Genomic DNA, 19,953 nt, shown 5'->3' with positions numbered 1-19,953 from the left:
AGATCACACGCCTCATATCGTCATGAAACGAAGATTTTTCACGCGAGGACGAGCTGATGTGGCGCCAGCCAGCTCAAGCTTGATCTGAATCATGTCTTCGTTGACGCTAGCAATCTCGTGTTTCATTTCGTAGAAACCATCGTCAATTGGAGAGGAGGACACATAAGGAACCGTTGTCCAGGTGTCCCCAACATCAACGCCCTTGTATTTCACAACCACGGATGAGCCACCAGGGATGATCGCATCAAACAATACCTTCACGCTTACATTGGTTCCACCTTTGATTGCGCGGGAAACATAATCGCCGTTTGCAGATACCGATCCCACCACAAGCTGCGTGCCGGGAAATAAGATAGGGGATGCATCCGCAGAACCATACATCTTGGCTGATATGCCGATATTACCAGTCACTGCTGCAGTCAACCGTATGGGCTGACCAGCAGAAACACTTATAATTTCACCCCCGGGAAGGGATAATTCGTACTCAATTCGCGTCACGCTACTGGGCAACTCTTCGGCGGCTATCAGCATCAAATCTGTTGCATCGGTAACGGCGATGCTTCCCAGAGAAACGGTTTTATTTGTCTGGGTGAATACAGCCTTGTTTAGCCGGAATGCTAAATCGCGATCTTGGTGGGCCGTCCATGTAGATGCGTTGGAAGAGGATAACAACACGCCCACCTGATAAGGCTGGCTGGTCACCCAGCGACTGCTTGCCGCATCCCATTTGCCCAACTCGGCAATGCGCATTTCAGTCACGGCATCGTCACACATGACAACCAGAGCATATTCGACTCCAGCCAAAAGATGAATAGGCGCTGGAAATGTTACCCTGGTGTGCACCGTGGTACTGATCGCGGACGGGGCTAACCTGGCCTCTCCAACCACGGACTGATTGGGCACGCCGTTGCTGGTTTCGCGAATCTGCATTACTACATCGGAAGAACCTTTCGCAGAGAACCACAGGTCTATAGCCGCGATCTGAGCAGGCTGCTCTAAAGAAAATGTCTGAGCTAGAGGGTCAACACGAGCCCCGAAAAACGTAACAGTGGTTGTCGTAACACTCCTGAGAACTTGGCTGTTGATGGTGCCATTGCCAACGAAAACGGCATCTCCATGAGAACCGCCAGCGCCATTGAATCGAACTCGCTTGGATCCTGCTGGCAAGCCAGCGGGAATAGTGAACTTGCCAGTAACCACACCTTGAGCATTAGCTTGAATAGTCATTTTTTTTCCTTATGACGCAACAGGGGTAACAGCGACACCATCGAATGTAACGCTGGAAAGCACTTCGTTCTGGCCAAATCCTGAGATTGTGAAATTAATATCTATCTGACGTAGAAATTCAGCCGGTCGGCTTGATCTGGACAGCGTTTGTACACTCGTGGCTATACCGACTCTTGAGTTTATGCCGCTCCCAACCACAATTCGTTGAGTGATGGAGGATGCCCAGGAGGTACTTGTAACTGTCCAGTTGTCGATAGCCGGAGTAAGGCGGACACTGGCAGGTAGCGGCTCGAATGCCATGTAGGGGTTGACCTTCATCGTGCCGGTGCGAGCTGATTGCTCAAGCACGGTCGATAGATTGTTTGTCATTGACGTGGGAGAAGATACATCAGACGGCATCAAGCTGACCTGATCGATTGTCACCGGCAGGGTCAGCTCACCCGAGAAAATTGCGCATGTTTGGGCGATACCCGCGTCCCGTAGCGAGTCATCCAGGAATGGATCGACAAAGAGACCTTTCTTCTGACCGGCTTCGGTCAAGCTTGCGCTCCCCTCCAGACGTTGCTGGGCAATCAAGCCTAGCATATAGTCGATACGGCTATTGATCGCAGACAAGTCAGACATGGGCACGACGCGCACACCATCATTCTCTACGTGCCGCGTGGCACTCCAGTCTTGGTAGACTGTGGCCAACGGCAGAACATTATCAGGAACCGCCGGAATCTGTGGATTCCATTCTGCCGATACGCCTTTGAACCATACAATATCGCCATCGGCATTTAATGCGATTCTGTCATAACGCGGTAGTTTCTGGCTATAAGTCACCAGAATGAGACTGCCTACCACCGCCCCTTCTACTGTAAAACCAGTATCGTCTATTGCGGTAGGAGTAACTTCGGAAATATATTGATACTTAACTGTATAGGTTGATCCGGGAGCAGGCTCAGCGCCGCCAAGAGACCAGTCAACCTTTCCGTTTGCCAGCTTATAGTCAGTGCCAGCAAGATACGTAGTCCCTCCCTGCTTCACTTCCAGAAGCGACAGAACCGATGTGTCAGGCAGCGGGTCTTGTGCGCCAACAAAACCGCCATGGGTCAGAGTGACGGTCTTTTCCGCCGTAATTTGTACGCTAGCGATGTTCTCAATTGGAGTTCTGCCGGTATCGACGCGCTGAGCACTCACCGTCGTGCTGGTGTGCGGCTCGGAAATGATATTACGCAAATCCGGGATGACTGGATACACTTCACGCCGGGAGGTTTTTAGCTCTACACCATATCCATAGACACGAGCACGACCTTCACCGACCGAATAAACCTGCTCTCCGGTTCCAAGATCATCCATCGCCTGGACAGTCAAACCGGAAACAACATAGGTGCCACCGGCGGAATCGCGATCATAGCGAGCAAGAGACTGCGTAACGGCATCCAGATTAGGAGGCGTTTCCTTGGCGCGCAGCTGGCCATCTTCAACGGTATAAACCGGGTAAAACTCCCCCGTCGCACCATCACCCTGGAAACTCCAGATAGCTTCAACCTTCAATCTGGCAGCACCAGCCTCCTGGTAATTGCGGACATCAATGGCTGGATCGCGCAATGCCGGATCATCCAACTCGGTGATGACAGTTTCAACCAGACGTATTCCGACCGATACCACGCCGGTAGTCGGGATGGTCATGGTTTTGGATGGAATCCCACGCACTGCACCGATCAGATAAATTGCACCGGACTGACACTGCACCTCACCGGTAGCGCTGTTCACGATAATCTGCGCATCACGAACAACATCGCCATCCTTGAACAGAGCATCGGCAACGCCGCGAACACGATCCTCCGCGTATGACTGAACCTCATTTAACTCCGATGATTGCAGGACATAACCCGCGCGGAAAAGGTGTTTTTCGTATTTTTTCGCCGGATCAAATCGATTGTAATAGCCATCTATCATGGTTGATTAGCCTCAAATAGTAATTACAAATTCAAATGACTGACGAACAGCGGATGATCGGGAAAATTTTGGGAATCTCTCCAGTGCCAGCAGGATCCCAGGGGCTTGTATCTCAGACGGAATAAAATATGTTTGCCCTACCGGAAGCCCGGCGATCACTTGGGTGCCGGTAAAAACGCCAGCCTCACGGATTTCTGCACTGGGAGAATCAGCAAAATCAAAGTTGAATTTCATGTAGAGATGATTAGATGGCTCCGTCACTTCAGTGAAACGCCCAGTGGGAACAATGATTTCTCCTGCTTCATCAGGAACGCAGAATTTCACGGAAGTTGCAGCACGACGGCCTACTTCAGCTATCAACTCTATCTGATCCACGGTTTCAACAACTGGAGCTGCATCCCATGCCGTATCGCCGGAACCCCACGCCAGATGTATTGGCTGCGCCTTGATCGCTATCGCCATAGCGGCTCGACCAGAAAGTGTCAGAATTGCCATTCAACGAAACTCCATTAATTGTTTCGTTAAGCGTACAATCACGACTTGATCAAGAACCTACGATGCTGTTTAAGTATGATGTTAAAGCGGACAGTTCGTCTTGGGTCAGAGGTCGATTTATTACTATCAATCCTAGATTGTCTGTTGATAGGTTGAGATTTGCACCGAGCGTCAACCCTTGTTCAATTACTGCGCCGCCAATCGTCGCCCTAGCTCGGGTGGCATTCGTACCTAAGTCTGGATTGGTGGAAACCAATGCATCATCAACGTCGTCGTAATCAAGCCAATAGACTTGGTTATATCCAGCCTCATAAACATCATAATTACCGAATGTTTGCTGGTATGCAGTTGCAGCCTCTATACCGATCTCATACTGAGCCGAATGTATGATAATTTGTCTAGTGTTTTGATCGGTTCCAGTCGGGTAAACGTATCGCGAGCGGTTATATCCAACAGGAGTTATTCCAGAACAAACTATTCTTACTACCCTCCCACCATTTGGCCCATTTTCCGAAAGTATTTCTGCATATCCAGAACCAGCAACACTTACTACAGCATTACTAGGATAAAAATAGTTAGTTCTAGCGTAGAATGACGATGTTGTGGATGAATATATTCCTATCGATACATGCTTATTCGACTCAGGAGCATTAGGATCAACTTCAACTATTACTGATAAAGTATCTTGCGTACCTGTTGAAACTCCAAGCGATGCATTAAAATTCCTACTTGATGACACACCATCATTGGTAACTTGGTATGCCTTATCACCGGCATGAAGAGGATTGACCTCCACTTGACTCCAGCTAGCAGTAGTATTCCATCCACCTCCATTTGCTACTGGAATAAAGAAATCCCCAGAATAAGGCACTAGATTCCTGATACCACTTGTCGGCATACGCTTTAGTATCGGTTTTTTGGACGTTGTGGCTTGAGTTGCGTGGTTTCCATTACCGGATTTATCGAGTATTCGCCCAACCGACTGCCCCACTGACGTTACAGGAATCGTTCCAGCAGAATCTTGGAACATCGTGGAAAAATCAGACGGGTCGTACCAAAAACCTTGCTCATTGTTAACAAACAGGCCCATATCACCAATAACCGTCAGCTGCGTCGTAATCAAGAGCTCATCCACACCCTCCACCCATGTGGAACTGTCCCACTTTCCAACCCACCTTCTATCGGCATCATGACCAGAATCTATCAATACTGCGTAAAGAATATCTATAGATGCAGGATTATTAGTAATTGGTAAAAAAGCATAACCGGTTTGGATCATTTCGGCAGAGAACATAAACATGGTCTCAGGAAGCTCAACCAACCCCGTATAAAGAATGTCTATAGATGCAGGGTTATTAGTAATTGGTAAAAAAGCATAACCGGTTTGCGTCATTTCAGTAGAGAGCGCAAAAGCCTCGGCCAACAACTCAATCCACCTTACCCTCCGGTCATCAATGATCTCTTCTACTTGTTCATAAATAATCGTTACGACACCATCGGAAAGCCTCAAATCATCGTCTTCAGTTGCGCCGCCAGATAACGTCATTCCAGGCATGATCCGGATTATCCTGCCACGACCAAATACCGAATTAGTATTACCGAGAGACCAGGAATCCGATAGGCATATTGATGCCTTGGCGATAGTTCTAGGGTTGGGAATATCGGCCACATAAGCCAACTTTTCACTTGCCAACGTCATCAGCCCGTAGGCCATGAAGGGATAGTTCTTGATATATGTATCAAAATCGAGGCGATACGCACTCAAGGGCGAGTCCATCTCAAGTTTAATTCTGGCAACACGGACGCGTGTTTCGGATGCACTCACGATGCTATCTATAACACCTGCGTCAATATAAGCGGGGGGAACAAGCGGTCTGGCTTCCGCGAGCATAATGCCACCAGCCTTGTTGCGTTTTATCAGCGGAATAACCTTGCCCCAATTTATGCCTGCATTACCAACCGGCTGTATGGTTGCGAACGTGTAATAGTGCGCTCCATGTAGATGATAACGGTCATTCAGCTTCGATCCACTCAGAACAAAAATATCTTTCCAGGGCTCGTAGATATGCACATTTTCTTGCGTCAATCGCTTGATGGTATCTTCGATAGCAAACGCATTGTTTCTCGGCCTGAGCACCTCCTCGATGATGTATGCGCTATATTCCGCATCGGTTCGTCCTTCGCGTGGAAAGCCGAAATATTCACCCCAGTAATCCAGCCATTCACTTTGCGCGGTATCAAGGTACATCTGGAGCAAGGCTTGATCAATGCTGCCAGCAGCAATTTCAAGCTCAGTCGCGTAAGAATCCATCAAAGACCAAAGCAGGCTCTCATAGACTCTCAGCGCATCGCCATTGGATTGAGATTGACTGCCGGAACCAGACAACAGGATTGCAGACGAGCGACTTGAGAGCTCGGAATCCTGATAAACAACCTGGAAGCCAGAATTTGTCAGCGCATCAGCTAATTCATTAAGCGTTAAGGAGGCAAGATTGAAATCAGTTGTGTTTTCCGATGCCTCCGTACCAACCGATAACACACGATTATTAACAGTCCATCTGAAAATATCGGGATGCTGGACACGCAACGCAATTTTCGCATGAGGCGATTTATCGAACGGCGAATGAAGCGATTTAAGCAGGCGGTCAAACATTGACTTCAATGACAGTAAAATCACCTAAACGCAGCACCTCATCATTGCCGCAAATGATATTTGACTCATTTGAGACAAAGATATCTTTGATGCCAGCTACACTTAAGGCTGCATCAGTCAGGCTTTTCATGTAAAGCACGCTACCGGATTCAATGCTATCGAATTCTGTTTCTATCCTTGCCTTGATTTCATTGATAAGAGCCGTTGTGAGAGAGTAACCAGGGAACAGGCTGACATTCATCGTCACATTGATGGTCTGTTCGGTCATCTTCATGACCGTCACGCGAATGCCTGCTGAACGGTAACCTGGTATTTTCGTTCCGTCTTCCAGTTCATAACCATCCACTAGCATTTGCGCTTGAGTGACTAGCGCATCACTAGCAATTCCACCGGACCCATAAATGTGAATGTCAACGTGCCCGATTTCCTCCTCAATACCAATTCGGGCAACATACTCTATTGTTTCACCTAGCTCAGATTTGACTACAGCAGAAGCAACCGCAAATTTGATAGCCGCCAAGGTGCCGCGAGATAGCGACAGGATGAAATCGGAAAAACGGATTTTGCGCTCTTCCTCGGTCTCATCATCCCTGCCGTTATTAATTGGCAGGTTGCTGATAACCACATTGCTATCGAAAAATGACGATTGGACAATGGTTCCTGCAGAGGTGTTACCCAGCATACCAAGCAAAGATGCTTCAACCTGTATTTGCACGAATGTCGTACCTGTCAGCCAAGTAACATCCTGAACGCTTTTGTACTCACGCCCATCAATCGTTAGAAAAACGGTTCCCTCGGGAATCAAAAGATCGCTGCTTCTTGCTGTACCCTGCGTAACGGTTACGGTACCGACTGCAAGTGCAGCAGGAAGTCTCTCAAAATTAAATGCCCGGAAAAGAGCAACAGGGATAGCCTCTCTCAGACCGATAAAAAACTGTTGATAAAGCTCTTCGATCTCGACGGCTGGCGCCTCAACCAACGTCCTGGCAACCGAGCCGACATTGAAATCGGTGATTTTCTCCTGCGTCGCCTTCATCCAGTTGATCATGGATGCAACACAGGAACGGAAATCCTTAATTTGGAACATATTAAATCACCACCTCCAAATTGACCGGTCTGCCATGGATTGTCTCGGCATTCACCTCAACCCTGATTTTGTCCCCTACCGCTTCCGCTTTGGATTGAATGACGCGCGATATTCGTTCATCAGCCGCAACCACCGATTTTGCGTACTCAGCCGCCATGATCGCGGATACCGGCGAGCTGACTTCACCGATGATCCTCGGAATCATCGAGCCATATCTGGGGTGAAATGGGAGATTACCTTTTTCAGTAATCATGGCGTGATTCAATGCCTGCCTAAGATTGGGAACGCCAGACGCCATGGCGAAATCGCCCCCTTCGGTTGCTTCGAGCAATTTATTATTGAGAGCCACGTCCCTAAGAAATGCATCATCGGGAGACCGTGTTGCAGGCACAAACGGACTTGGAGCAAGCACCTTGATTGGATTGCCAGCTAGTAAAACTCCTGGAACAACCAGATCAGGATCGCTGGTGATGAATGGCGGTCTTAATTCATTCAGCGCAACCAGATCGGGCCAGCGATTAGCATCACCCAGTTCACGAAAAGCAATTGCCTGGATCGTATCGCCATGGAATGTCTCGGTGATTCTGTACGCAGGTATCTGTATTCTTGGCGGCGCCATCAGATCGCCACCCCAGCAACAACATTGTTAGTGTGCGCAAGCAATTCACTTTGCGACATGGGCGATAAGACCGGATCGGTTCTTGTCAGGGCAGCAAGGCTCGATTGGGCAGCGCTGGATACCGTCACTGTCGAATCGGTTTCAGGTGTAATAGCTGCGAAGGTATTAGTATTAGCGTAGATGCTGGGCGGTCGTCCGCCTGCCGTAGACGAGCAATTTGATGCGCCGTATACCGAAGAGTAATCGTCATAATAGGGTGTGATCCCTAGCGCGTTGCGTGTCAGGCAGAAAATAGACGAGTATTCCGTTGCCACTTTGGATAATTGCTGTTTTGCAAGCGATGGCAGGTCTAGTATTGCCGATATGGATCGCGCGATATTCATTCCTGCTTGCGCAATCTCTCGCGCCGTCAAGATAACTCTAGCAACCACATTGACGCCGGAGCGGATCATGCCAATGACTGCATTCATGATCTTGCGCGTCATTTCCGCAAACGCTTTAACTGGGCCGAGAATATTCTTATCTATCCACTTCGCCGTATCATTCAGGAATTTGGTAATGCGCCCGATTGCCCCGAGAAAACCGTCTATGACCGATGGCATGTTGGGTTTAACCGGTGCTGGTAAAAATGGCGATGAATCGATATCCGGGCTGATTACCGCCATCGAGATATTGAACTGTGCGAGCAGTGGCCTTGATTTGCTGCGACGCAATACAAATTGAATCGGTACGACATGAACCGCAAACTGATCTAGGGTGTCAACGAATATCAGTTTTGTTTCATCCGGGTTCGATCCTGCATTGATCCGCTGCTGCCGAATTTCATGCCATGCATCAATCTGCGCTTTGAGCTTGATCATCCGGTCTAATCCGTCACCGGAATCATGTTTGACCCGCCAACCGGTATTACCCGATATATTGATGGTAGGCAATCCCTTCCCGAAGCTGTCCGCCCAGCCCAGCGATTCTCCGCCAAGTGTCTGATGAACCGTTACGCGCGAAGGATCAACCCTTGTCAGTTCTTCGGGACGAATGACAAATTTGTACTCTTGAATCTCACTTCTGTGGTATCCGGCCAAGATAAAAGAAATTGGCCTGTCCCCTGCTTTCTGTGATTTTGGTGGCTGTGTCTGGATCGTGAGCATGCAGGTAAATTAGCATCACGACTCCCTTATACTATTACACGCGATGGTCATGGTAGTATCATTAACTTATTAATATAACAGGAGGTATAAATTTGAAACATCACTATGAAATAGCAAAAGAAGCATTCGCCATTCTCCAATTTTATGGAGACTCATACGCAAGCAGCCAACCCTACCAAATAGAATTGAATAAAGTTATAGATATGCTCAAGAGCAAAGCTGAATCGTATCCAGCAGATAATACGCGAGCAAAAAAATTCCTTTTAGCATTTGCTGATGCTCTTGCTCACGAGAACAAACCCGATGAATATAAAAGTACTTTTTAGGTTTTCAATGGATTAGATTTAACCAGCATGTTAAATCAGGCGCTGTAGGAATCCCCTACCTTTAGGCGGGGGAGGATGTCAAATTCTCAAGAAAAACGCACTTCGAGATTTTTTCCGAGTGCTGCCGCGTATTTACGTAGCGTATTCAATGAAGGGGATGGCTTGCCGGTGATCAGCGCATTTTCCAGCCGGGCTACTGCGGTCGCTTTAGTACCCATGCGTTCAGCTACCTGGGCCTGGGTCAATCCCGCTTCTTTACGTGCTTTGAGAATAGCGTCGAGCATCGGCATTTCTTCGCGCTCAATGCGCTCATATTCGGCACGCACAGCGGGGTCGGACAGCATTTTCTCTTTCATCTCGGCATATGTCATGGTGGGTGGGGTACGCTCAGCATCCATTTTTAATCTCCTTCATTCTGGTTTCAGCAATCCGCTTATCTCGCGGCGAGGCTTTCTGCGACTTCTTGACGAAGCTGTGCAGCATCACAATACGGCGGCCAACCAGCGTACAGTAGAACACGCGGGCGATGCCTTCCGCGCCTTTCAGGCGCAATTCGAGCAATCCATCGCCAAAAGCTTTGGTATGCGGTTCGCCAAGATTCGGCCCAGCGGTTTCCATTCTATCCGCCAAAGTAATGAAACGCGCAGCCAACGTACTAGGCAAGCTTTCAATTTCAATACGGACCGTTTCGCTGTAAAAATTGACGCTGTATTTCATAACACAAATAATAACATATTTGTTATTATTTGTTGACAAACTCTGCTCTACGGGGATATAGTGCGTTTAGGTGCTAGTAACACCATTTGAATAGCGTAAGCGGACATCCGCGCCCGTCAGCATGCGGTTTTTTTACGTCCATAGATTTCCTATGGCCGGGTGTGCGAGGAATAAAAGACCCGTAAGGGGAATCACTCCGCCTGACTTACGCCAGGTTACTAGCACCTGGCCGCCAGTATGTTGCTGTTGGTCAATTCCATAGTAAGGAGCGTAAATCATGACCCAGTTACTCGAAGTTGCATTCCATGGCAATACCCTTCTAGTTACCGAACACGAACAACAACCTTTCGTTCCCATGAAACCTGTTATAGAAGGTATGGGGATGGATTGGAAATCTCAGCATACCAAAATTTCTGCAAATAAAGATCGATGGGGTATGGTGATTATCACCATACCTTCCAAAGGCGGCGAACAGAGAGCATCTTGCCTTCCCCTCCGTAAACTCCCCGGCTGGTTGATGTCGATTCACTCTAATAAAGTCAAACCGGAGATACGTGATAAAGTCATCGCTTTCCAGAACGAATGCGACGATGTTCTGTGGGAGCGCTGGCAGAAATGGAATAACCAAGAAACCCAACTCACAAACAATTCTTGCCAGTTAATTACTGTCAATCAACAAGGCGTTCTCTTCAACCTGATGGCCAGCCGTTTCCCTGATGGGCGTGACCGCCCTTATGCGTGGGGAAGATTCAACAATCATTTTCGTATCAATAGCTACAAGAATTTGCCGTTTACAAAATACGAGGAGGCTTGCCGGTATATCCCATCCATTCCAGGCAAGAATGAAGTTAAGGCGTTACCTGCTCCTATGCCTGCGATCAAACCACCCGTTTGGACAAAGCCCGATCCTGCAGGCTCAGCAGACGCAATACGTAATATCCAGACAATGAGAAGCATCATTACAGAATTGCAGACCTGGTGTCATGAGCTTCCCGCTGAAGCAGGGATGCCGCTATGGGAAGCACTGGATGATCTCAAAAGACTTCTGATAACTGGTTCGACTGAGGTCAGCGAAGCACTGACTCATCTGGAATTCAGTGTACGATTCCTTAAACGCTGGGCGGGAAGGAATCAATAGAAAACACATAGGAAAGAGCGTCAAAGCTCTTTCCTTTCTCAGGCAAAATAAAAAGGAAGAATAAGATGAAAAAATGGTTGTTTACGATGTTGATGCTCTATGCATTTCTTTCTATATCTATGAATTCGATGGCAAGTCAGATATTTGAAAAAGAGATGTGTTCCGTAAAGATTGGGTTTGAATTTAACAAGGAAGGATCGGCGCTGGTTGTACAAAATAAATCAGAAAAGAAAATCTCTATAAAACCAGAAGATATAAAAATATCTACCGGAAAGATAAAACATGATGTTTGCACAATTCATCATATTTCTTTATTTGGGATAGGGTCACCTTTGCTAGATGCTTCTGTTTCTGCTGGAGAAAGCAGTGGATTTGTATTGAGTGGTTGTTATCCGCTTGGAGAAAAACTGGCAATAAACAAGCCAGTAACATTTCTAGCTATTGGTAGTTTCGTGATTCTTGACGTAAAAGCCAAAAGCAGCCACGAATCTGCTGAAAATTTATGCCAGAAATTAGAAAATCAATTTCTTCTTGATGAAAAGCGTGAGACGAGGAAATTGAAGCCTAGAGTGCAAGAAGGCGGTTTTAGGTAATAAGTGTATACAGTTATAACGTGTGTCGTAATGTTACTTTCATGGCGTGAAGATGACTAAACTGGCACTCCAGTATTGTCTGGTCCAGCATCGACGCCAGAATGACGGTGCGATCTACCTATATCCACCCCATTGTGAGTCATGCTGTCGCTGTTAATCGCTACATTTGCATTTATCATCAACGTATCCGCGTTCATGACGATGGCTTGCGCTGTGTGAGCAGCATTTCCACTTGTTTCAATATTGAGATTGCCAGCGTGTACCAGCGAGACATTTCCATCGGGATCAATGGTGATTGTTGCCTTCGTGCCGCCGCTGTTTTTAATCGCTAGCCTGAATGAAACCCGCTTATCAGTATTGCGATCAGTCTTCCATTTTTTATCGAAGTCCTTGCCGGTCAGGTCATCATGCTCGGGTGAAACGGCCATGCGAACATAAGTTCCGCTCGGGTGGAACCATTCAACATTGCCATCCTTATCTATCGTGCTATACACATCAGAATGGTGACGATCTAACTTTCTGCCCTCTTCCGCAAACAGCATCTGATTGATTTGTGGATAGAGAAAGCCTACGACCACAGGCATTCTCATTGCATCAAAATAGGCCACGGCTGCAATCACGTCGCTCTCCGTGACCTTCGTGATATCCCATTTTGCGTCGCCCTCATCCGGTTGTGCAGGCACGGGCAAGTCAACAAGTCCGCTGCGCGTGCTGGCGGAAGAAGCAAGCACCTGCACTCCAGCTAGGCGAGCACCGTCGTCGGTCATGACGATATCGACCGAATTGTCTTCCGGGTGAATCGCTACCACACGTCCCAATCTCAACATTATCGCGTTCTCTCAGCTATCCAGGGGGATTGTTTGCCCGACTCCATTTTTACCCGCTCGACAAAACCAAGACCTCGCTCAAGCGTAAGTGTGGACACGAAACCGTTGTAGGGGACAAAGGAATGATCGACTTGCGTGACGTAATACAGCGCGTTGAACGCACCTCTTTTCAAGTTGATATACATTCCGGCTCGGATGCGCTCATTACCAAACATGCGAAGGCTGCCACGCTCCAGCACCACGTTATCCTTGTTTTGTTCAACCATGGCAACTCTTCTGTGTTTAACCCAGTCAACTACCTTGTCGCGTCTTTTATCTTCCTCTGCCTCCTTCAAACCTGATGTATAGGCGTCATTTGGCCCGGTTTGCGTCTCTCCGTACATGGCGCGAAGACCATACAGCCCTTCGCTTGTGTTCGGATAATTGGCTAGCAATACCGTATCTTTGTCGGGTGATGCGTGGACGGCGAACAATTGCCGGTACAGATCGCTGTTCAAATCAAACCGTGGACTTCTTACCCAATAAAAATTGGCTATATCTGCATCTGAACGGGAGACGGTCATATTGATGACGCGACCAATCGGCACATCAATAATTTCAGGATCGGGCGCCCTCTCTTGAATTTTCGTTTTTCCGTCCACCTTCAACGCGGGTGTCGGACGAAATACAACATGCACGCCGTCCTCCTCATCTTGAATAAACAGCTCGTTCCAGATTCCCACATCGGTATACATGCGCATCAGATTATAAAGTGTTCCCTCCTGGTTCTGCGTTCCCGATATGCTGGTACGGCTGCCATCATCCATAACTCTGTCAAGCTTGAACTCCACGGGATTTGAAGAACCTTCAGGCATCAATCCTTTCAGATACGGATTGATTATTTTTTCAAATACGTCCCGAATGAATTTGTGGGATGGGTAATTAGTTTCAAACCCCATCCCGTATCGTTCGAATAGCCTGAAATTGGTAATCAAATCCTGCCCGATTACATAACCCGGCAGAAATAGAATTTGCAGCATTTGCCAGATTTTGCCGTAATCCTGCCCTACCAGCACAACGCTCCGCTGCGGTTGGCCGTCCGCTCCCATGGATTCTGCGCGCCGTATCTCGCTGATGAACCCCCGCATGACGATTGGTATCTCGGTCGTGTCGTCGTGCTCATGCTTCATCCTGATCTCAATGAAGTCCATCGGCTCGATCAATCCATAAAGAGACTCAAAAGAATCTTTTTTGCCGTGGAAACGGTCTATCAATAATAACGTAAATCCCCCTGATGGCTCCCTGACAGATTTGGAGGTCAGCACTGAGGCCCCATCGCCGAGATATGGCGATAGGTCAATAATGTAATCAGCGCTCTTATAACGAGTGGACACCGGATCGTTACCCTCCACCGTTTCTCTGCCAATCGTTTTATGCAGCGTTACTTTTAGCTGCGGATTATAGGTATCGACCGTTCTCATTTACATTCCATTAGCCGAAGGCAATTTGATACGGGTAACAGGTGCCTCAATCGGGCCTAACGGTCTCCCGCTGTGATCATTCATCGTGCCGGTTACGTGCAGGGACAGCTTCGTTTCTTGAGATTGATCAGCAAATCTTTTGTCATGCCCTTCCGGTAATCCCTTCATAATAGAATTGACATAGTTATTCGTTTCTGGAATATTTTTATACCTATCTCCAAATTTCTTTACATTCCCAACACCCCAGTTATACGCCGCAAGCGCTTTTTCAGTATCTCCGCCAAACTCCTTGTGCAGCCAATCATCATAGTCAAGGCCGAACCTTAGATATTCTTCCATAGAATCATCTCGTAAAGGAATAACATTGCCACCTGGGTTTTTTCCTGTTTCCGGCATGACCTGCGTTATTCCAAGAGCTCCTGCTTTTGACCTAAGCAACTTTCCGTCTTTACCTAAATGCCGCCATCCAGATTCCACGGCCACCTGCTTTTGAAAAGTCGGCTTATCACGAATTCTTTGCGCAAGACCCGGTGGCAAAGAAGCAAGCACCGACTCCATCCTTTGCTTTGCATCATGACTCATATTGACTTCGCTACTCGTTGCCGGACTTGGAGCTGGAATTGCATCAGGCAGCTGACCGGCTGTAGCAGCCGTGGATATGCCGTTAATCTTATCCAGCTTGTTTCCTGCGGCATTCAGCTCTTTATAAATTTCTCCGTCAAAACTTTGAATAGGTTTAAATCCTGCCAATCTTGCCAGATGGAGAATGCCATCTTTCATTGTGTCGATTGCGGGAACAAGCCTCGACGCCATATCTTGCAGTACGCGATTTGTTTCGGACAGCAGCTCTTGCGTCTTACTACCTTCCGTCTGTTGCATTTCGCGCGTGGAAGTGAGCTTCATTAATACGTCTCTAAAAGCTCCCTCATCATCTCCCATTTGCGCTTTAATCAGGTCTTCCCTTTCCTGATCATTGAGCTTGCCTTTGTCCGTTCGGTTTAGAAGGTCTCTTGCCGCGCCATCCAGTGTTTTTCTGTCGCCGGTGAATATGCTCGCCGTAGACATGATTCCGGTGCTGGAAAGCTTAGATATGTCTACACCCAAACCGGACAGATGTGTTTCCATTCCTCCCAGCATTTTTGGGTTTTGCTTGTGCAGCACATCCAGTGCCATGGCCTGGGAATGATTCACGCCAAACATACGCGACATAGCGTTCAGCCGCAGCCATGGATTGCTATAATTGTCGCCAAGCCCACCCATTACATGGGAGAACAGGGTATCGCTGGAATTCCCCGCTATTCCAGGAGCAGCCACACCTCGCATCTTCGCCCAGTCTGTGAAAAGCTTCCCGCCGAACGTGCTCGCCCCCGTGGAAAGCAACCCTCCCTCTTGGAATAAAGTTGACTCAACTGGATTGAGCCCGAGGCGCCCCAGAATTGAGTGCAAGAAATTCTGCCCGGCCTCCCCCGCTCCACCCCCCTGCATGATGGCCGAATTGGCGCGGCCAAGTATCGCTGCCGCTCCCTGTGGATCAAGACCCGGTATGCCGGAACCCACCATGCTGGACAACATTCCCGCATAACCTGCCACATTAGGCACGGTCAAACTCATGCGCGCCTGGTTCGCGGTATAACCGGCTATTGCCTGCATCAACTCATCGGCTTTCGAGAACGCGCCACTTCTGGCGATCCCCTCCCCGATCATGAGCCCAAGCCGCCTGGTGTCCGATTCGTTGTTGGTGACCTTGAATTGGCGCATCTGCGCGAAGAACTGATTTCCCTGCTTGGTATCCAGGCCGAGCGACCATGAGAAGCCGCCGCCGAAGGCCACTTCTTTCGCCAGATTCTTGGACTGATCGCGGCTCAATCCTGAAATCTTCGCAAACTCTACGGCCAGCTCCTGAGTTTTGCCGAATGTTTCCCAAATTTCACCAGCAGAGAATCTTAACGAGCTTTTGAGCTCATCGAATCCGACATTGATATCACCCAGAGAGCGTTTCAGGCGATCATAACCAATGGCTTCTTGTTGCGCGTCACCTATTTTCTCTCTTGCCGACGAGATCAGCTTGCCGACACCCAGCGCAGCAAATCCGCCCGCCAAACCGAACAATCCAGCTTTTAAACCGCCGGACATGCCAGCGCTGACAGCATTGCTGATCACTTGCCCGCCAGGCCCGGCAGCGCCCATAGCGGAATTGAATACGTTACCTCCCCAGTGCTTCCAGCCTGCTGTCGCGGGAGTTCCATTTGTTGGCACAGGCAATTGCGAGCCGCCTTGATTGCCGGTAGTGGTCCCCGGCATGCGTGACGCGAACGTCGTACCAGCCGTAACATACTGAAGAACGTCAAGCGCCTTCCTGGCACCCGCACGCTGGTTCTCATACAGCCTATGAAAATCGATATCGAACAGACCGGCATTGGATTGTCCGGTATCTTTTAGACGCTTATTGAAGCTTTCAGATAGCCGTTTTAGAGCATCAAACTGATGAATGACTTTCTTGATATCATCGGCTGTCGCATCGTCAATAGGATTGAATTTAGTATTATTGGCTTCAGCAATTGACTTGGCCAACCGGTTCATCTGGCTAGAGAACTGCTGAACCACCTTATCCAGATCACCGCTATTGAAATCAGCGCTAATTGGTATTCTTACATCAGCCATCTACAACTCTTCCCAATCGTCGTTTTCCATTTTCTGAAGAATGTCATCCAGGTCGAAATCTTCATCCTCGACTTCATCCGCCGTGGAATTTTCGTAGTAGTAATGCGCCCAATAATCCGTCTCGATATCCTCAATCGTTAGATCAAGGAATTTCGGATCATTCGGTGTAAGTTGGTATTTCCTCCTGAACCAGAACTGCAAGGTCTTCGCCAGCTCCTTGCCCCGTTTTTTTGCTTGATTTGCCGATTCCCGCGCGAAAGGAATCCTCCCTAGCGCGCAGCGCTTCATAAACGCGAAAAATACGACTGTACGATTCGTCGTCCAGCGGGTCCATCTCATCGATGTTCCAATCTTCCGGCACGGTTACTGCGAGCACTTTCAGATTCGCTACCATAGTCGCCATTTGCGCGAGCCATGGCGTAGGCGTATCCACCCCTTCCGTCAACCTCGAATACTCCGCGCCAATCTGGAATTCATCGCGCATGGTGCGTTTCGCAAGACGGAATCGCCCAATGTCTTTCACATCCACATAAAAATCGGTTGCAAGCAATTTTCTGCCGGTATTTTGCTCTGTTGCTGATTGCATTTCATGTCCTTTATTAGCAAAGCAATTTCTCACTGGCGAAATCGCCAGTGAAGATTCGTTTTCCACCTGGAATTTCCCAAGTGAGAATTCAAAATCAAACTATCGTGCCGACTACATCAAGCGCCATGAACTGTCCGGAAGCCATGACGATAGCGTGCTTAGATATTTCCAGATCGCCGCTCGCATACGAGCAGCCGATGTATTTCCTAAGTAGAGTGCCATCATCCTTGCTGTAAACCTCGATATCGAACACAAGACCTTGCAGCACGCCGTCACCGTTTTCCATGGTGATACCTGCTTCCCGCATCGATCCTTTGTTGAGCACCATGGTTTGTACTTGCAGGTTATGACGCGCCATTGTTGGCACGTACTCGTGGACGTGAATATCGCCAATACCGCTCATTGGCTCAGGCGAATAATCGTCATTCATGCGCACGGACTGCACCGCGCCAATCTGTTTTCCGTCAAACATCGCCACGATCCGGTTGCCTGAACGTGTTTTAAGATTTGTTCTCATGTTTCAATAGCTCCCGTTAGGCTGCAGTCGCCGTACCGGAATACGGCACAGCAAAGATTGTCACCGGAATGTAGTTCACTGGAATCACCGGGCTGCATTGAAACTCAACCCTTAGCACATCCCCTTCCAGCGAAGCCGTAATGTTTTTATAAGCTGGATTGGCCGCGTCTCCCACGATCACGCCAACGCCCTGCGGCTCCGGTCTGGACAATTCACGCAAGGTCGATTCAACAATGGATACTGCGCGGGACAACGTGATTGGATTACCCCGCTCTCCCCTAAGAATATCCAAAGATTGGCGCACGTTACGCGCCACAAAATCGGTCGCCACGCCGGTCGAGACTTCGACGCGGTTGTAATTGTCATTCACCAACCAGGTAGATATCGACTTGACCACCTTGAATCCGCTGTTGGTATTTTCCACGCACAACACCCCGCCGTTGATGAGCTGATCGGTATCGGTCGGATTGCGAAGATCGCGTTCCAAGCCACGCACCTTGATGGTCTTGTTGGTCAACGCCGTTCCGGGATTAACGCCAGAAAATGCACCCGCTAGCAATGCTGCCATAATGTACGGCTCCATCAGCACCAGCTTACCGTTGGCGTCATAATCGTAGAAACCGAGATGCACTAACGATGCGCGGTCTGAATTGATCGCTTTTGCCGCATCGATGGCCACCTCATCCGCAGTGCCCGATACCGTGCCAACAATCGTCCGCCGCTCCATCCTGCCGACATTGCTCATGAAAGCTACGTGCGTGTCGGCCATGGCATGAATGCTGGAATCGCCGGATATCGGCACCACCCATTGCACATCGACCGTTTGCAGTGTTGTGAACGCGTTCTGCCATTCAGTATTGGTGACTACGCCATCGGAACCACCTGTCAGATAGGTATAGCCGATGTTGGCTGGTACCGCCCCTGCATTAGCCTCACGTGTAGCCGTGACGAATCCCTCAGAAGTAGAATTGATCCAGTCAACTACTGCCTGCAGATTGGCTGTCACCGTGTAAGGTGTGGAACTAATCGCTTGATCGGTCAGACTATCCAGTCCGTTTAATGCCTCCTGATTGCCATTACCATCAAGCACATCAGCCGTGAATCCTGAAACGACATTAATGCGGTCAACCAGTTGTTGCACGGTCGGATAATCTGCAAGAGCGATAGTAGCGACAGCAGCCGCGTCCACTTTCAGGGTAACGGTTGAATTGGTAACGCTGATGGTAGCCGCTCCTGCACTTCCGTATGCAAGACTGAATGCATTACGAGCCACGTTATCTTCTGTGTAGAACGCAAGACCGTAAACCGTTGTAATCTTTTTGCCTGACACGGAACCTGCTTCAACCTTGACCTTGATTTGATTCGTGTGGATGCCATAGTCGGTTGACTTCAGCGTGATTACATTATTGGCAGAACCGTCCTTTAGCACGAGCGATGATTGCAGCGCAGGATTGACGCGCACCACCACCACTTCAGCAGGACCGCCGGTTTGTGATGACGGATCAAACGCCTTCAATACCGCAGTCAGCAATTCGCCATTGCGCAGTGTCTCAATAGCCCGCGATGGACTGCCGAAGCGCAGCGCCTTGTTTGGTTCGCCGCCGCCAGCGCGACCAATGAGCGCTACCACATTGCCGACGCTTAGGTTCTTGTTAGCCATTGCGGTATCATCGACCACCGACATCGTGGCAGGCGACACCCACAATCTGCCATTAAAAAATACAGTCATGTTTTACCTCTTACGCTGGTAGATTAACAAAAGCATCGAACCGTGAGCGAAAATTCGCTTCGGTATCCTTGACGCGCCCCGCTTTCTTCTCGACATGATTAAAAGCGCCAATCATCTCCACACGCTTATCTGTACCGGATAAACGAGCGCAGAACTCGTCCAGCGTGACTGCATCAGCTGGCTTTTCTTGAACCGTTTCGGTGACCGTTTTTTCCTTTGCCATAATGTT

General features: G+C 48.7%; 20 protein-coding genes. 3 read left to right on the top strand and 17 right to left on the bottom strand.

Annotation, left to right across the window (positions count from 1 at the left end):
* Positions 1 to 12 precede the first annotated feature (12 nt).
* Genes BLP80_RS05685 through BLP80_RS05655 form a run of 7 tightly spaced genes read right to left on the bottom strand, consistent with a single transcriptional unit; the run spans position 13 to position 9,170 of the window.
* Complete coding sequence (locus tag BLP80_RS05685; RefSeq protein ID WP_090541053.1) at positions 13 to 1,227, bottom strand: hypothetical protein; 1,215 nt, start codon at positions 1,225 to 1,227, stop codon at positions 13 to 15.
* A 9-nt stretch (positions 1,228 to 1,236) separates the two neighbouring features.
* Positions 1,237 to 3,171 (bottom strand): DUF4815 domain-containing protein, encoded by a 1,935-nt coding sequence (locus BLP80_RS05680; RefSeq protein ID WP_090541050.1) that lies wholly within the window; start codon positions 3,169 to 3,171, stop codon positions 1,237 to 1,239.
* Between the two features lie 12 nt (positions 3,172 to 3,183).
* Positions 3,184 to 3,666: a hypothetical protein gene (locus BLP80_RS05675; RefSeq protein WP_090541047.1), complete on the bottom strand. Its 483-nt coding sequence runs from the start codon at positions 3,664 to 3,666 to the stop codon at positions 3,184 to 3,186.
* 49 nt (positions 3,667 to 3,715) lie between these two features.
* On the bottom strand, positions 3,716 to 6,328 hold the full coding sequence (locus BLP80_RS05670) for a hypothetical protein (protein ID WP_143002237.1): 2,613 nt from the start codon (positions 6,326 to 6,328) through the stop codon (positions 3,716 to 3,718).
* Positions 6,312 to 7,406 carry a baseplate J/gp47 family protein gene (locus BLP80_RS05665; protein ID WP_090541041.1) on the bottom strand — a complete coding sequence of 365 codons (1,095 nt, stop codon included), beginning with the start codon at positions 7,404 to 7,406 and terminating at the stop codon, positions 6,312 to 6,314. The genes BLP80_RS05670 and BLP80_RS05665 overlap by 17 nt, the downstream gene beginning before the upstream one ends.
* A gap of 1 nt (position 7,407) precedes the next feature.
* The gene (locus BLP80_RS05660) at positions 7,408 to 8,025 is read right to left on the bottom strand and encodes a GPW/gp25 family protein (RefSeq protein WP_090541038.1); all 618 of its coding nucleotides are present in this window, start codon (positions 8,023 to 8,025) and stop codon (positions 7,408 to 7,410) included.
* Positions 8,025 to 9,170, bottom strand: coding sequence for a hypothetical protein (locus BLP80_RS05655; RefSeq protein WP_090541036.1), 1,146 nt, complete (start codon positions 9,168 to 9,170; stop codon positions 8,025 to 8,027). The genes BLP80_RS05660 and BLP80_RS05655 overlap by 1 nt, the downstream gene beginning before the upstream one ends.
* Positions 9,171 to 9,262: 92 nt before the next feature.
* On the opposite strand from BLP80_RS05655, the gene BLP80_RS05650 reads away from it, so the two are divergent.
* Entirely contained in the window at positions 9,263 to 9,496 is a 234-nt protein-coding gene (locus tag BLP80_RS05650; protein ID WP_090541034.1) for a hypothetical protein, read from the top strand.
* A gap of 86 nt (positions 9,497 to 9,582) precedes the next feature.
* Here the strand turns inward: BLP80_RS05650 and BLP80_RS05645 are convergent, their stop codons facing one another.
* Both BLP80_RS05645 and BLP80_RS05640 read right to left on the bottom strand, forming a co-directional pair.
* Positions 9,583 to 9,894 carry a helix-turn-helix domain-containing protein gene (locus BLP80_RS05645; RefSeq protein WP_090541032.1) on the bottom strand — a complete coding sequence of 104 codons (312 nt, stop codon included), beginning with the start codon at positions 9,892 to 9,894 and terminating at the stop codon, positions 9,583 to 9,585.
* Positions 9,884 to 10,213, bottom strand: coding sequence for a type II toxin-antitoxin system RelE/ParE family toxin (locus BLP80_RS05640; RefSeq protein ID WP_090541029.1), 330 nt, complete (start codon positions 10,211 to 10,213; stop codon positions 9,884 to 9,886). The genes BLP80_RS05645 and BLP80_RS05640 overlap by 11 nt, the downstream gene beginning before the upstream one ends.
* A gap of 277 nt (positions 10,214 to 10,490) precedes the next feature.
* Between BLP80_RS05640 and BLP80_RS05635 the strand changes: the two genes are divergently transcribed.
* Both BLP80_RS05635 and BLP80_RS05630 read left to right on the top strand, forming a co-directional pair.
* Entirely contained in the window at positions 10,491 to 11,351 is an 861-nt protein-coding gene (locus BLP80_RS05635) for a phage antirepressor N-terminal domain-containing protein (protein ID WP_090541026.1), read from the top strand.
* A 65-nt stretch (positions 11,352 to 11,416) separates the two neighbouring features.
* Entirely contained in the window at positions 11,417 to 11,944 is a 528-nt protein-coding gene (locus BLP80_RS05630; protein WP_090541023.1) for a hypothetical protein, read from the top strand.
* Positions 11,945 to 12,000: 56 nt separating this feature from the next.
* On the opposite strand, the gene BLP80_RS05625 is transcribed toward BLP80_RS05630, so the two are convergent.
* From BLP80_RS05625 to BLP80_RS05590, 8 genes are read right to left on the bottom strand one after another with little or no spacing between them, the layout of a single operon-like run.
* Positions 12,001 to 12,771: a hypothetical protein gene (locus BLP80_RS05625; RefSeq protein WP_090541017.1), complete on the bottom strand. Its 771-nt coding sequence runs from the start codon at positions 12,769 to 12,771 to the stop codon at positions 12,001 to 12,003.
* Positions 12,771 to 14,231: a hypothetical protein gene (locus BLP80_RS05620; protein WP_090541014.1), complete on the bottom strand. Its 1,461-nt coding sequence runs from the start codon at positions 14,229 to 14,231 to the stop codon at positions 12,771 to 12,773. The genes BLP80_RS05625 and BLP80_RS05620 overlap by 1 nt, the downstream gene beginning before the upstream one ends.
* Positions 14,232 to 16,892: a lytic transglycosylase domain-containing protein gene (locus BLP80_RS05615; protein ID WP_090541011.1), complete on the bottom strand. Its 2,661-nt coding sequence runs from the start codon at positions 16,890 to 16,892 to the stop codon at positions 14,232 to 14,234.
* Positions 16,893 to 17,093 carry a hypothetical protein gene (locus BLP80_RS05610; RefSeq protein ID WP_090541007.1) on the bottom strand — a complete coding sequence of 67 codons (201 nt, stop codon included), beginning with the start codon at positions 17,091 to 17,093 and terminating at the stop codon, positions 16,893 to 16,895.
* On the bottom strand, positions 17,050 to 17,544 hold the full coding sequence (locus tag BLP80_RS05605; RefSeq protein WP_090541004.1) for a hypothetical protein: 495 nt from the start codon (positions 17,542 to 17,544) through the stop codon (positions 17,050 to 17,052). The genes BLP80_RS05610 and BLP80_RS05605 overlap by 44 nt, the downstream gene beginning before the upstream one ends.
* Positions 17,545 to 17,572: 28 nt before the next feature.
* Entirely contained in the window at positions 17,573 to 17,995 is a 423-nt protein-coding gene (locus BLP80_RS05600; protein ID WP_090576504.1) for a hypothetical protein, read from the bottom strand.
* A gap of 16 nt (positions 17,996 to 18,011) precedes the next feature.
* Complete coding sequence (locus BLP80_RS05595) at positions 18,012 to 19,724, bottom strand: hypothetical protein (RefSeq protein ID WP_090540998.1); 1,713 nt, start codon at positions 19,722 to 19,724, stop codon at positions 18,012 to 18,014.
* A 10-nt stretch (positions 19,725 to 19,734) separates the two neighbouring features.
* Positions 19,735 to 19,947 carry a hypothetical protein gene (locus BLP80_RS05590; RefSeq protein WP_090540995.1) on the bottom strand — a complete coding sequence of 71 codons (213 nt, stop codon included), beginning with the start codon at positions 19,945 to 19,947 and terminating at the stop codon, positions 19,735 to 19,737.
* Positions 19,948 to 19,953: the final 6 nt, after the last annotated feature.

This window comes from Nitrosomonas sp. Nm132, from assembly GCF_900100485.1.
Taxonomy (GTDB): Bacteria; Pseudomonadota; Gammaproteobacteria; order Burkholderiales; family Nitrosomonadaceae; genus Nitrosomonas.
The sequence above is the reverse complement of the archived record's forward strand: the minus strand, read 5'-3'. Positions and strand labels throughout refer to the sequence as shown.